This window comes from Geminicoccus roseus DSM 18922, from assembly GCF_000427665.1.
GTDB classification, from domain to species: domain Bacteria; phylum Pseudomonadota; class Alphaproteobacteria; order Geminicoccales; family Geminicoccaceae; genus Geminicoccus; species Geminicoccus roseus.
Map to the genome: position 1 here is coordinate 1,978,344 of NZ_KE386572.1, position 12,521 is coordinate 1,990,864.

Consider the following 12,521-nt stretch of genomic DNA (forward strand, 5'->3'; position numbering starts at 1 on the left):
CGAACCTTCCGGGTCAGGCGCCCACGATCTTGGCGGCGCGGGCCAGGAGGTCGTCCGGGATGGTGACGCCGAAGGATTCGGCGGCGGCCGGGTTCAGCACCAGGTCGGTGCCGGTCGCCACCTCGATCGCGATGTCGCCAGGCTTCTCGCCCTTGAGGATCCGGCCGACGATCTGCGCGGTCTGCACGCCCACCTGGAAATAGTCGAAGCCGATCGAGCCGATGCAGCCGCGCGCCACGCTGTCGGTGTCGCCGGAGAACACCGGCACCTTGGCCTGCCTTGCCACCACGATCAGGCTCTCCAGGGCGGAGACCACGGTGTTGTCGGTCGGCACGTAGATCGCGTCGGCCTGTCCGGCCAGGGTGCGCGCCGCCGCGACCACGTCGGCGGACTTCGATGCGGTGGCCTCCACCACCTCGACGCCGCGGTCCCGGGCATAGTCCGTCATCAGGCGGACCAGCGTCACCGCGTTGGCCTCGCCCGGGTTGTAGGGGATCCCCAGGCGCTTCACCTCCGGGCTGATCGTCAGGATCAGGTTGAGGTGCTGGGCCAGCGGCGACAGGTCGGACAGGCCGGTGACGTTGCCGCCCGGATGGTTCAGGTCGTCGATCAGCCCGGCTTCCACCGGGGCGGTGACCGCGGTGAACACGATCGGGATGTCCTTGGTCGCCGAGGCCATCGCCTGGGCCGAGGGCGTGCTGATCGCGACGATCACGGCGGGATCCATGCCCACGAAGCTGCGTGCGATCTGGGCGGCGGTGGCCGGCTGCCCCTGGGCGCTCTGGTAGGTGGTCTCGACGGTCAGGCCCTGCTGCTTCAGCCCCTCGACGACGCCGTCACGGCAGGCGTCCAGGGCGGGATGCTCCACGATCGCGGTGATCGCGACCAGCGGCGCATCGGCCCGGGCCAGGGAGGGTGCCGCCGTGCCTACGAGCAGGAGGGCGGAGAAGCTGCGGCGATCAAGGCGCATCGGCGGACCATTCCGGCAAGGAATCCATGCGGTCCTTTATCTCCCGGCACCGAGGCGGGACAAGCTCCGGATCGCTGCGCTATGCTGGAGGCCGCCGAATGCGGAAGGGCGTCGCATGGCCGCCACCCTCTACGAGACCGACTACTATCTCTGGGCCCGCCAGCAGGCGGAGGCCCTGCGCCAGCTCGACCGGGAGCGCTGGAACGGTCCGCTCGATCTCAAGCAACTGGCCGAGGAGGTCGACGACTTGGCCAAGCGCGACCGCAACGCCTGCCGCAGCCAGGTGGTCCGGATCATCGAGCATCTCCTCAAGCTCGATCATGCGCCGGCGAGCCTTCCCCAGGCGGGATGGCGGCGATCGATCTTCGATGCGCGAGCGCAACTCGAGGCCGATCTCACGCCGAGCCTTCGGGCAGTCCTGGCCGAGGATCTTCCCGATCTTTACCTCCGGGGCCGCCGCGGGGCAGCCTTCTCGATGGAGGAGCATGGGGAGCAGGACGCCGCCGACGGCCTGCCGGCGGAGCCGCCCTACACGCTGGACGAGGTGCTCCGCGACGGGTTCTACGGCTTTGCGGAGGAGCGGCGGCGGGCCGGCTCCTGACCCGCTGCCTGGGCGCGCTGGGCGGTCAGGCGCCGTCGCGGGCGCGCAGGGCCTCGGCGCGGGCGGTGACCTGCTCGATCGTGGCGTAGCTGCCGGGGTTCACCAGGAGGTCGCGGGACAGTTCCAGGACGCGCTTCTCACAGGCGGCGCGGCGGTCCGGGTCCTCGATCCGCTCCAGGTCGGCATTGTGGGCCAGGCCCAGCGTGCGGCGGGTGAGCGAGGCGCCGGCAAAGCGCAGCGTGTCGTTCCACAGGCGCGCCATGTAGGCAGCCTGGGCCTGGCGCAGCGCCGGCGAGCCGTCGGGCAGCAGGTCGCTTGGATAGGCGTCGCCGGTGCGGTGCCCGTCCCAGAGCTCGACGAACTTGGTGGCGAAGCCATGCCAGACGCCCTGGATCGTCTCGATCACCCAGGCCCGGTAGCCGTCGCGCTCGCCCGGGCGGTTCTCATGGCCGTCATGGCAGAAATAGTTCAGCAGCAGGTTGCCGATCAGCTTGCCGACGTCGAAGCCGATCGGCCCGACAAAGGCGAACTCCGGGTCGATTACCCTGGTCTCGGCCCGGGTCACCATGATCGAGCCGGTATGCATGTCGCCGTGCAGCAGCGCCTCGGCACGTGACAGGAAGTCCTGCTTGAGCTGCGAGATCGCCAGCTTGAGCTGGTCGTCGTTCCGCCATGCCTCTGCCCAGCGGTCGAGCTGCGGGCTGGTCCAGCGGTTGAGGTCGTGGACCATGTAGGGATGGGTGAAGATCAGGTCCTCGGTGATCTTGCACAGGTCGGTGTTCGGGCAGAACTCGGCGATCATCGCCTTCTTTTTTGCCGCCGGCAGGGCCAGGTCGGAGGTGAAGTAGTGCGAGCGCGCCAGGTAGTCGGTGATCTGCGCCACGAAGTTGGGGTAGTCGACCGCCTCGGTCATGCCGCGCCGCATGATGATGTGCGGGGAGAGCAGCTCCATCACGATCAGGAACAGCTTCGGGTCGTAGTGCAGGATCTGCGGAACCAGGCCCTGGCAGTGCTCGGCCTGGATCACGCTGGCGCGGTACTCGAAGAAGGCGCGGTTCAGGTCGAGCGGCCAGCCCTCGCCGACCAGCCGGACATAGGGCAGGGCCTGCTTGACGCAGATCCCGCCGTCCGGGCCCTCGATGATGAAGACGAGGTTCAGGTTGCCGTCGCCGACCTCGCGGATCGTCCAGCCGGCGGAATCGCCGCCCAGCTGCCCGGCGACCTCGGGCACGCCGGCGAGCAGGTCGCGCAGCCCCGCCTCATCCATCACACGGTAGCCCTCGGGCGTCGGCAGCGGCATGGTTCCTCGCTCGTCCTGGCATGGCCTCTCTGGTCGAGGGGCTTTAGCGGCGTCGCCTCCGGCGGCGCAAGCGCCGCCGGTGCGCGTCAGGCGGCGAAGTCGCCGGGCGCAAGGCTGGCAACGCCCGCCAGGGTCAGCGTGCTGCCGGCAAAGAACTCGATCATGCTGGCATCGCCGGCATGAATGGCGAGCGCATCACGGCATTCGCCTTGCACGACGACCTTCACCGTGTCGACGAACCGGTCGGCACCATCCAGCCTCCCGTCCGCATTGCTGTCCAGCCGGGCGAAGTCGACGGCCGTGCGGAACATCGGCTCCTCCAGCGTGGCGTCGATCGTGAACGCCATCGCCAGGATCCGGTCGGAGCCGGGTGTGAAGTCGAGCACCAGATCGTCGTCCGGGTTGATGTACTCGGCGCCCACATGGTCGAGATACTGGCCAAAGATATGGCCGTTGAACACGATGGTGTCCTGACCGGAGCCCAGCCGGATCAGGTCGCTGCCGTCCCAGCCGGCCACCGTATCGTCGCCCGGGCCGGCATCGAGCACGTCGTCACCCTGCCAGCCCTCCAGCACGTCGTTGCCGCTCCCGCCGAACAGCCGGTCGCGGCCGTCCTGCCCGGTCACCAGATCATGGCCGTCGCCGCCCACGACGAGGTCGTTGCCTCGGCCGCCATGGAGGCGGTCGTTGCCGTCACCGCCGGCCAGGTCGTCGTTGCCGTTGGCGCCGAACAGCAGGTCGTGCCCGGCATTGTCGCGCAGCAGGTCGTCGCCATTGCCGGCGCGCAGCGTGTCGCTGCCATTGCCGCCAAAGAGCCGGTCATCACCATCCTGGCCCCAGAGCGTATCGTCGCCGGCCTCGCCATAGAGCGCATCGTTGCCGCCGCCGGCGGTGAGCACGTCCTTGCCGGCGCGCCCGAACAACGTGTCCTTGCCGGCCGTGCCAAGCAGCCGGTCGTCGCCTGCGGTCCCAATGAAGGTTGCCATCGGATCCTCCTGGATCTGGCGCGGATACATGAGGGTCAGCCGATGTCGAAGAACCCCAGGCGCTGTGGCTGCCGTACCGGAGGATGGCCTCGGCTACGACGCGGCAGGCCGCCAGCCGGCCCTCCGCCCCAGGCCTTGGCCGTCCATGCCTTTCGGCCGTTCCGGTTCATCGCCATTCCGGGATCGGGACATTCCTGCACGAAGGGAAGGACAGGACCGTCGTCACGGCAGCTGCCGATGCGATGGCCGGCAGAGCCATGCAGCCGTTGGGACAGTGCGATCGTTGGCTCGGGGGCCGACAAAAGTGACCATCGGCGCTCTCCGTCGGGGCCCTACGCGCAGAGCGGCCCAGGAGAGGCGTTCCGGATAAGCTGAAACAGCGCCATTTATTTGAAAATTTGGCAATGTTTACGTAACGCGATCGTCATCTGTGGCATTCGCGTGACATGGTTCCCCAGTGCTGGCTTCAGTGTTCCAGACGGTAGCCGCCAGCCTCGTCCATCAGCGGTGGCCTCGGGCATCGGCAGCGACATGCCCTGTCCAGTCCTGCTTCCGGCCGGCGTCCGCGGGCGCACACGATGGGGGAACCACAGGGCGGTGGCGGCAGTTCAGCCGCTATCCCATTTCGAACGGCCGGGCAGAACTAAAATCGAGGGGCGGTCGCCTGCCCTTGCCGACCACCCGGGCGCCGAGATCGCGGATCAAGACCAGCCAGGACAAGAAACCATGAGCGCCCTCGATCTGACGATCACCGTCCTCTACCTCCTGGCGATGCTCGGCTACGGCCAGCTCTGCTATGTTCAGGGCGTCATGGATCGCGATCAGGGCACGCGCGGGGGATCGGTGCAGCGGGCGCTGCGCTTCGGCCGCCGCTACCTGGAGGCATCGGCGGCGCCGGCGCGGGTGCGGAACTGATCAGCGCGCCAGGCGGTAGCCGCCGGCCTCGGTGACGATCAGCGAGACCTGGCCCGGGTTCGGCTCGACCTTCTGGCGGAGCCGGTAGATGTGGGTCTCCAGCGTGTGGGTGGTCACGCCGGTGTTGTAGCCCCAGACCTCGTCCAGCAGCACCTCGCGCGCCACCGGCCGGTCGCCGATGCGGTAAAGATACTTCAGGATCGCGGTCTCCTTCTCGGTGAGGTGGATCTTCTTGCTGCCGGCAGTCAGCATCTTGGCGGCCGGCTTGAAGGCATAGGGGCCGATCTGGAAGACGGCGTCGTCGGACAGCTCGTGCTGGCGCAGATGCGCACGGATCCGCGCCATCAGCACCCACATCCGGAACGGCTTGGTGACATAGTCGTTGGCGCCGCTCTCCAGCGCCAGCACCTCGTCCGCGTCGCCGTCGCGGCCGGTCAGCATGATCACCGGCGCCTTCACGCCGTTCTTGCGCAGGAGCTTGCACAGGTCGCGGCCGTCGGTGTCCGGCAGGCCGACATCCAGGATCACCAGGTCGAACTCGTTGGTCCTGGCCAGGGCCAGGGCCTCCTTGCCCGATCCGGCTTCCTGGACCCGGAACCCCTCGTGCATCGTGAGCTGTTCGGCCAGCTCCCGGCGCAGCGCGTTGTCGTCGTCGACGATGAGGATACGTTCGTTCTTCGCCATCGACGCATTATCCGCTGATCCAGTCCGACGCTCACGAAGGTAGGGGTGCCGGTCCCGAAGCTCAAGAGACGCGCATCCGGCGCCTGTACAAAGCCGGATCTGGGCAGGCTTTTGGCAGTTATCCCCGCCTGCCCGCAGCCGCGCCACAGGCCCGACCCGATCGGCGGCCGGCCGCCGCTTCTGCCTTCCACCACCATTCCCCGCTGACTAGACAGGCAGGCGATGCCGTCGCGCCCGGTTGCGCGGCGAGGTTTTTGCGGAATTGGCGGCGGGATGCGGGTCACGGTGGTGGGCATGGGGCATGTGGGGGCGGTGACCGCCGCCTGCCTCGCCCGTGACGGCCATCGGGTCACCTGCCTGGACGCCGACCCGGCCAGGCTCGACGCGGTCCGGCGAGGCCGCGCCCCGGTCGACGAGCCGGGGCTGAACGGGCTGTTCGCCGAAGGCGCCCGCAGCGGCGAATTGCGGGCCGCCGCCCATCTGGCCCCGGCCCTGGCCCAGGCCGATTTGGTGATCGTGGCGGTGGGCACGCCGGCCTTGCCCGACGGCAGCCCGGACCTGGGCCAGGTCGAGCGGGCGGGCCGCGCCATCGGCGAGAACCTGCCCTACCGCGCCGAGCTTCCGGTCGCGGTACTGCGCAGCACGGTGCCGCCCGGCACCACCGAGACCGTGTTCCGCCAGGCGATCCTGGCCGGATCGGGCGGGCGGCCGGTGCCGGTCGCCCACCTGCCCGAGTTCTTCCGCGAGGGGTCCGCGATCCTGGACTGGCGGGAGGGGCCGTTCGTGGTGATCGGCTGCGACGAGGAGGCGGCCGGCCTCAAGGTCGCCGAACTGTTCCAGCAGGCGGGGCCGGCGGTGCAGCGGACCGGCCTGCGCACCGCCGAGGCGCTGAAATATGCCTGCAACGCCTGGCACGCTACCAAGGTCGCCTTCGCCAACGAGATCGGCCGCTGGGCGGCGGCCTCGGGCGCGCAGCCGGGCGAGCTGGCTCGGCTGTTCCTGTCCGACCGCAAGCTCAATCTCGGCGCCGCCTACCTGCAGCCGGGCTTCGCCTATGGCGGGCCCTGCCTCGCCAAGGACCTGGCGGCGCTGACGGTCCATGCCCAGGGGCTGGGCCTGGACCTGCCGCTGCTTTCCCATACCCAGGCCGCCAACCGGGCGACCATGGAATGGTGGGCCCGGCAGGTCCGCCAGAGCGGCGCCCGCCAGGTGGCGATCCTGGGCCTGGCCCACCGCAGCGGCAGCCGCGACCTGCGCGCCAGCCCCTATCTGCAGCTTGCCCGGATCCTGGAGGGCGAGGGGATCGGCACCATGCTCTACGAGCCCGCCCTGCGCGAGCCGCCGCCTTTGGACGTGGCGATCACCGGCCGACTGGAGGACGCCCTGGACGGCGCCGACCTGATCCTGCGCTCGCGCGAGGAAATCGTCTCGGGCGACCTGATCCGCAAGATCGCGCCGAAGGTGCGGGTGCTGGACCTGTTCCGCATCGGCGAAAGCGTCCGGGACGAGCCGGCATGATCCTTCTCCTGCACTTCCTCCTGGTCGCCGCCGCGGTCCTGCTGGTGCCGCGCGACGCGGTCGCGGCGGTCGGCCACGAGATCCTGTTCGTACCGGCCATCATCGGGATCTGGCGCTATGGCTGGGGGCTGGTGCACCTGGTGCGCGGGGTGATCTGGCGCCGGCTGGTCTTTCCCGGGCTGCGGGCCCGGGCCGACGCCACGCTGGCTCGGCCCGAGGCCACCCGCGCCGAGCTGTTTCTGATCGTCACCAGCTTCCGGATCGAGGTCGACACCACGCTGGCCTGCTGGCGGTCGGTGATCGCCGAGGCCAAGGCCTGGAACGGGCCGGTGACGCTGGTCGCTTCGATCGTCGAGCGCGGCGACGAGAGCGCCATCCAGCGCCTGTTCGACCTGTCCGGGCTGCCGGACCGGGTCCGCCTGCTGGTGGTGCGGATCAGCGGCGAGGGCAAGCGGCGGGCGCTGGCGACGGCGCTGCGCGGCGTGTCGCGCCGGATGCCGTCCGGCAACGCGGTGGTTGCGGTGATGGATGGCGACACCGTGCTGCCGCCCGGCACGCTGGCGCGGACCGTGCCGTTCTTCGCCCTGGACCCGCGCCTGGGCGGGATCACCACCGACGAGATGCCGTTCACGGTGGGCGAGCGCTTCCCGTTCTCGCCCTGGTACCGGCTGCGCTTCGCCCGCCGGCACCAGACCATGAGCTCCCTGGCCCTGTCCGGGCGGGTGCTGGCGATGACCGGGCGGTTCTCCCTGTTCCCCGCCGAAATCGCCATCGACCCGGACTTCATCCAGGCGGTCGAGCATGACGGGTTCGACCACTGGCGGCTCGGCCGGATCGACTTCCTCACCGGCGAGGACAAGTCGACCTGGTTCCACCTGCTGAAGACCGGTCGGCGGATGCTCTATGTCCCGGACGTGCAGGTCGCCACCATCGAGCATCCGCCAAGGGGCGGGTTCCTGCGCGCCTCGCGCATCCTGGTGCTGCGCTGGTCCGGCAACATGCTGCGCTCCGGCCGCCGTGCGCTGGCGCTCGGCCCGGCCCGCACCGGCCCGTTCCTGTGGTGGACCCTGATCGACCAGCGGATCTCGATCTGGACGCCCCTGCTGGGCCCGATCGTGGCGATCGTGCTGGCGCTGACCCGCACTCCCTGGGCGCTGCTGTTCTACCTGATCTGGGTGCTGTTCACCCGGTCCTTGCAGACGCTGCTGCTGTTGACCGCCCGTAATCGGGTGGAAGGAACCTGGCCGCTCCTGCTCTGGTACGACCAGGTGGCGCTGGCGCTGGTCAAAGGACGGGCGCTGTTCCGGTTGGACAGGCAGCTTTGGACGCGCCAGAACATCGCCAGCCGCGGTATTGCTTCAGGATGGCGGGGCGCCCTGACCGAGGCCGGTGCGATTTACCTGCAGCTACTGGGCGTTCTGGCGCTGGTGGCCGTGGTCGTCTTCTGGACCGGGGCTCTCCCCTTTCCGCTCGAAGGGCGTTGAATGTCGAAACTGGGCACGAACGAACCGGTCGTCCACGAGGCGGAGATCCATCGCCAGCACGTTCGGCTGAAGGTGCCGATCCGGGCCGAGATCGGCGGCGCCTGGTTCCAGGTCGACGACTGGTCTCTGGGTGGCATCGGCATCGACGCCGAGCCGCCGCGCTTTCGCGAGGGGGAGGTCTTCCCGGTCACCCTGTCGATGCCGTTCGAGGATTTCGAGCTGATCCTCCGGCTGGAGGCCGAGATGGTCTATCGGCTGCAGGACCGCGCCCGGTTCGGCTGCCGGTTCACCGGGATGACCAAGGGCCAGATCAGCCTGTTCCGCCAGATGGTCGACCGCTACCTGACCGGCGAGATCGCCTCGCCGGGCGACGTGCTGGTGGCGCTGGGCCGGGAATCGTTCCAGCCGGCCCGTCCGGTTGCGGAGGAGCCGGGCGGAGGGCGGGCGCAAAGGGCCGCCGGCTGGCTGGCCGCTGGCCTGGCCGGGCTGGCGCTGGTCTCCCTGCTGGCCTGGGGCGCCTATGAGCGCTTCTACCGGATCAGCACGGTGGACGCCCGGATCGACGCCCCGGTCTACCGGGTGACCGCCCCTGTGGCCGGACGCCTGGAGCGGCTTCCGATCGGCGAGATCCTGGAGGTCGGCACCCCGATCGCCCGGGTGATCGGCGCTGCCGACCTGTCCGAGTACGACATCCTCTCGCCCTGCCTGTGCACGCTCGGCGAGTGGAAGGTGGCGGACGGCAGCGGGGTGGCGGCCGGCGCCACCGCGGTCCTGCTGATCTCGGCCGACCAGCCGCTGAAGGTCACCGCGATGCTGCCGATCGAGCAGGCGACCCAGCTCGCCGTGGGCACGCCGGTGCGCATCGACCTGCCGGGGGAGCCGGCCTCCCGCAGCGGCCAGATCGAGCGGATCGACCTGGCCCTGCCGCTGGACGAGATGGTCGGCGCCCGCAGCCCCCGTCCGGGCTCCCGCTTCGTTCCGGTCGTGGTGCGCCCGGACGAGCCGCTGGCCTTCGACCTGCTCGGCACCCCGGTAAGCGTCGAACTGCGCTGAGGCATCGCAGAAACGTCAGGCCGGAGCTTCGGGCGGGGCGAAGTCACGGATGTCGATGTCCGACTGGCGCACCCCGGTGACGCCGTAGACCTGCAGGACCGATGGCGCCTGCGCGAAGACCTGGTCGCCGCGTACCGACACCATGGCCGCACCCAGGTCGATGACCGTCGACCAGGCCTGACAGCCCTGCTCCGACAGGCGCTCGATCTCGACAAAGGCATCGGCGTCGTCGAGCAGGCCGTTGCCGTTGCTGTCCAGAACGCCGAAATCGAGCGAGGAGGGGAACGGTTCGTCGCTGTAGTGGCTGACGTCGATCTCGTCCTCGCCCCGGACGAAGTCGACGATCCGGTCGATGCCGCTGGGGCCGGGCGGGTTGCCGATCTGGTCGTGGAGCACGATCCAGAAGCGATCCGCGCCCGAGCCGCCGATCATGCGGTCGTCGCCGTCATAGCCATGCAGGCTGTCGTCGCCGGCACCGCCGCTCAGCAGGTCGTTGCCCCCGGCCCAGCCCTGCAGGCCGTCGTTGCCGTCGCCGCCAAAGAGCCGGTCGTCGCCTTTCCCGCCGAACAGGAGGTCGTTGCCCTCTTCGCCATAGGCGGTGTTGGCGGCGCCGTCCTGCTCGTCGCCAGGGTCCGTCGCCATGCCCAGGTAGATCTCGTCGTTTCCCGGCCCGCCCCAGATGCGGTCCGGACCGAGCCCGCCCAGGATCACGTCGTCGCCGGCATCGCCCCGGAGCCGGTCCGCCCCGGCCCCGCCGAGCAGTTCGTCCTGGCCGTCGCCGCCAGAAACGCGGTCGTTGCCGTCGCCGCCGGAGAGCCGGTCGTCGCCGGCCTCGCCGAAAAGGCGGTCCTGGCCCGCCCCGCCATAGGCCCGGTCGTTGCCGGACCCGCCATGGATCAGGTCGTCGCCGGCAACACCGTCGATCCAGTCGTTGCCGCTGCCGCCCCAAAGCTGATCATGGCCGGCGCCGCCATAGAGCCGGTCATTGCCCGCATCGCCCCGGATCCGGTCGTTGCCGGCCTCGCCATGCAGGCGGTCATGGCCTTGCCTGCCGGTGATGAGGTCGTTGCCGCCCCGTCCGTAGATGATGTCGGCGGCTGCCGTGCCGGTCAGGATGTCCGACCGGGCCGTGCCCATCATGGTCGCCATCTGCGTTGCTCCTGGCGGCGGCGCCGATGGGCTCCGCCGCCGTGGTCGAGCCAGTGTCAGGGGGTGCTGAAGAACAGGAAGTCGCTGCTCTGCAGGCCGGTGACGCCGAACACTTGCAGGGTCGCCGGCCCCCAGGGAAACGGATCGTCCGGCTGGATCGACTGGAGCATGGCCTCCAGGTCGATCACGGTGGAACTGGCGGTGACGCCCTGGTCGGTCAGGTCCTGGATGCGGACAAAGGCGTCGGCTGCGTCCAGCACGCCGTTGCCGCTGGTGTCGAGGTCGCCGAAGTCCAGGTCGTAGCGGTACTCGCTCTCGGTGCCGTGCTCGACCCAGATGTGATCTTCGCCCTTGGTGAAGTCGACGATCCGGTCGCTGCCCGGGCCGCCGACGATCGCCAGTTCCTCCCCGGCATTCCAGAACTGGTTCATGAACCGGTCCTGGCCCGCCCCTCCGATCAGCCGGTCGTTGCCGGTATAGCCGTTCAGCGAATCGTTGCCGGCACCGCCGTCCAGCAGATCCTGGCCGCCGACGCCGCCGCTCAGCGTGTCGTCGCCATCGCCGCCATGGATCCGGTCGTTGCCCCGGCCGCCCTGGATGAAGTCGTCGCCCGCGTCGCCGAACCCGGTGTTGCTGCTGGTGTCCTGGTCGTTCTGCGGGATCGGGGAACTGCCGAGGGTGATGAAATCGCGCCCGGCCCCGCCACGGACCACGTCGCTGCCAAGGCCGCTCGCGAGCGAGTCCATGCCATCGCCGCCCTCGATCCGGTCGGCGCCGGCGCGGCCCTCGATCCGGTCGTCCCCGGCACCGCCGAGCAACCGGTCGGCGCCGTCGGCGCCGAAGATCCGGTCATGGCCGGCGCCGCCATCGGCGAAGTTGGCGGCCCGGTCGCCATCAGGCTCCGGCTCGTCCAGGCCACCCAGCAGGCCGACCAGGAGACCATCGTCGCCGTCGCCGCCGAGCAGCGTGTCCTCGCCCAGCCGGCCGGTCAGGATGTCGTTGCCCTCGCCGCCGCGGACGATGTCGTCGCCCGAGCCGCCGGACAGGTAGTCGTTGCCGCCGCCGCCCAGGACGATGTCGTGGCCGTCCCCGCCATAGGCGCGGTCGTCGCCATCGCCTCCGTCGACCAGGTCGTTGCCAGCGCCGCCGTCCAGCCAGTCCCGGCCGATCCCGCCAAAGAGCAAGTCGTGGCCCGACCCGCCATGCAGGCGGTCGTTGCCGGTCTCCCCCCAGATCCGGTCGTTGCCTGCCTCGCCATGGAGGCGGTCGTTGCCCTGCCTGCCGAAAATCCGATCCGCGCCAGCACGGCCATAGATCGTGTCGGCACCGTTGGTGCCGATCAACGTCTCGGGCCGGGGCGTGCCGATGATGGTAGCCATCGACGTGCATCCTGCCGTTGATGTGAGGAGGCGTAACAAAATATTATTGCGCATAATTAATTTTTGGAGGCAAGTATCTTCATCTTGTGGCGGCGTGTCTCATCCTGCCCTGTGCAGGGACGCCACACCGATCCCCTCCTGTTCTCTCGCCGCCGCGCCCCCATCATCTGGGATCAGGCTATTGCGGCATCGGCAGCCCTAAGACCTATGCCCGGATGACCAAGATCCTGAAGCGGGGCCGGAAGATCGACCGGGCCAAGCTTTTGCGCGCGTTTGTCGAGCTGCAGTACAAGCGCAACCACATGGAGCTGGCGCGCGGCAAGTTCCGCGCCAAGGGCGACGTGATCCAGTCTTCCCGGCGCACATGGCGGACAAGGCCTGGCGGCTCGACCCGCTCGGCACCCCGGTGAGCGTGGAGCTGCGCTGATGAAGGCTTCGTGAAGGCTGGTTAGCCGAAGGAGGATATCCGCCGCAGGCTCGCG

General features: G+C 69.6%; 12 protein-coding genes. 6 read left to right on the plus strand and 6 right to left on the minus strand.

From position 1 onward, the window contains the following. Positions 1–13: 13 nt before the first annotated feature. Positions 14–970, minus strand: coding sequence for an ABC transporter substrate-binding protein (locus GEMRO_RS0110430; RefSeq protein WP_027133933.1), 957 nt, complete (start codon positions 968–970; stop codon positions 14–16). Between the two features lie 115 nt (positions 971–1,085). On the opposite strand from GEMRO_RS0110430, the gene GEMRO_RS28950 reads away from it, so the two are divergent. Further along, on the plus strand, positions 1,086–1,571 hold the full coding sequence (locus tag GEMRO_RS28950; protein WP_051328925.1) for a DUF29 domain-containing protein: 486 nt from the start codon (positions 1,086–1,088) through the stop codon (positions 1,569–1,571). 25 nt (positions 1,572–1,596) lie between these two features. On the opposite strand, the gene mtnK is transcribed toward GEMRO_RS28950, so the two are convergent. Further along, positions 1,597–2,871 (minus strand): S-methyl-5-thioribose kinase, encoded by a 1,275-nt coding sequence (gene mtnK / locus GEMRO_RS0110440; protein ID WP_027133934.1) that lies wholly within the window; start codon positions 2,869–2,871, stop codon positions 1,597–1,599. A gap of 86 nt (positions 2,872–2,957) precedes the next feature. Next, entirely contained in the window at positions 2,958–3,857 is a 900-nt protein-coding gene (locus GEMRO_RS32595; RefSeq protein WP_169728360.1) for a calcium-binding protein, read from the minus strand. A 726-nt stretch (positions 3,858–4,583) separates the two neighbouring features. Here GEMRO_RS32595 and GEMRO_RS0110450 point away from each other — a divergent pair. Beyond that, positions 4,584–4,772 (plus strand): hypothetical protein, encoded by a 189-nt coding sequence (locus GEMRO_RS0110450; RefSeq protein ID WP_027133935.1) that lies wholly within the window; start codon positions 4,584–4,586, stop codon positions 4,770–4,772. Here GEMRO_RS0110450 and GEMRO_RS0110455 read toward each other — a convergent pair whose 3' ends face one another. Then, positions 4,773–5,456: a response regulator transcription factor gene (locus GEMRO_RS0110455; RefSeq protein WP_027133936.1), complete on the minus strand. Its 684-nt coding sequence runs from the start codon at positions 5,454–5,456 to the stop codon at positions 4,773–4,775. A gap of 273 nt (positions 5,457–5,729) precedes the next feature. On the opposite strand from GEMRO_RS0110455, the gene GEMRO_RS28960 reads away from it, so the two are divergent. From GEMRO_RS28960 to GEMRO_RS0110470, 3 genes are read left to right on the plus strand one after another with little or no spacing between them, the layout of a single operon-like run. Continuing rightward, positions 5,730–6,974: a nucleotide sugar dehydrogenase gene (locus tag GEMRO_RS28960; RefSeq protein ID WP_051328927.1), complete on the plus strand. Its 1,245-nt coding sequence runs from the start codon at positions 5,730–5,732 to the stop codon at positions 6,972–6,974. Further along, complete coding sequence (locus GEMRO_RS28965) at positions 6,971–8,458, plus strand: glycosyltransferase (RefSeq protein ID WP_051328928.1); 1,488 nt, start codon at positions 6,971–6,973, stop codon at positions 8,456–8,458. Before GEMRO_RS28960 ends, GEMRO_RS28965 begins: the two co-directional genes overlap by 4 nt. Beyond that, on the plus strand, positions 8,459–9,511 hold the full coding sequence (locus GEMRO_RS0110470; RefSeq protein ID WP_027133937.1) for a PilZ domain-containing protein: 1,053 nt from the start codon (positions 8,459–8,461) through the stop codon (positions 9,509–9,511). 15 nt (positions 9,512–9,526) lie between these two features. Here GEMRO_RS0110470 and GEMRO_RS28970 read toward each other — a convergent pair whose 3' ends face one another. Further along, positions 9,527–10,660, minus strand: coding sequence for a calcium-binding protein (locus GEMRO_RS28970; protein WP_051328929.1), 1,134 nt, complete (start codon positions 10,658–10,660; stop codon positions 9,527–9,529). A gap of 56 nt (positions 10,661–10,716) precedes the next feature. Beyond that, complete coding sequence (locus GEMRO_RS28975; protein ID WP_051328930.1) at positions 10,717–12,039, minus strand: calcium-binding protein; 1,323 nt, start codon at positions 12,037–12,039, stop codon at positions 10,717–10,719. A 215-nt stretch (positions 12,040–12,254) separates the two neighbouring features. Between GEMRO_RS28975 and GEMRO_RS0110485 the strand changes: the two genes are divergently transcribed. Next, a complete protein-coding gene (locus GEMRO_RS0110485; RefSeq protein ID WP_027133938.1) occupies positions 12,255–12,449 on the plus strand; it encodes a hypothetical protein in 195 nt (64 codons plus the stop codon). Positions 12,450–12,521 lie beyond the last annotated feature (72 nt).

What these genes read in the sequence shown, in the direction of transcription:
- GEMRO_RS0110430 (WP_027133933.1), bottom strand. Translation starts at nt 970, where the DNA reads ATGCGCCTTGATCGCCGCAGCTTCTCCGCCCTCCTGCTCGTAGGCACG.
- GEMRO_RS28950 (WP_051328925.1), top strand. Translation starts at nt 1,086, where the DNA reads ATGGCCGCCACCCTCTACGAGACCGACTACTATCTCTGGGCCCGCCAG.
- mtnK (WP_027133934.1), bottom strand. Translation starts at nt 2,871, where the DNA reads ATGCCGCTGCCGACGCCCGAGGGCTACCGTGTGATGGATGAGGCGGGG.
- GEMRO_RS32595 (WP_169728360.1), bottom strand. Translation starts at nt 3,857, where the DNA reads ATGGCAACCTTCATTGGGACCGCAGGCGACGACCGGCTGCTTGGCACG.
- GEMRO_RS0110450 (WP_027133935.1), top strand. Translation starts at nt 4,584, where the DNA reads ATGAGCGCCCTCGATCTGACGATCACCGTCCTCTACCTCCTGGCGATG.
- GEMRO_RS0110455 (WP_027133936.1), bottom strand. Translation starts at nt 5,456, where the DNA reads ATGGCGAAGAACGAACGTATCCTCATCGTCGACGACGACAACGCGCTG.
- GEMRO_RS28960 (WP_051328927.1), top strand. Translation starts at nt 5,730, where the DNA reads ATGCGGGTCACGGTGGTGGGCATGGGGCATGTGGGGGCGGTGACCGCC.
- GEMRO_RS28965 (WP_051328928.1), top strand. Translation starts at nt 6,971, where the DNA reads ATGATCCTTCTCCTGCACTTCCTCCTGGTCGCCGCCGCGGTCCTGCTG.
- GEMRO_RS0110470 (WP_027133937.1), top strand. Translation starts at nt 8,459, where the DNA reads ATGTCGAAACTGGGCACGAACGAACCGGTCGTCCACGAGGCGGAGATC.
- GEMRO_RS28970 (WP_051328929.1), bottom strand. Translation starts at nt 10,660, where the DNA reads ATGGCGACCATGATGGGCACGGCCCGGTCGGACATCCTGACCGGCACG.
- GEMRO_RS28975 (WP_051328930.1), bottom strand. Translation starts at nt 12,039, where the DNA reads ATGGCTACCATCATCGGCACGCCCCGGCCCGAGACGTTGATCGGCACC.
- GEMRO_RS0110485 (WP_027133938.1), top strand. Translation starts at nt 12,255, where the DNA reads ATGACCAAGATCCTGAAGCGGGGCCGGAAGATCGACCGGGCCAAGCTT.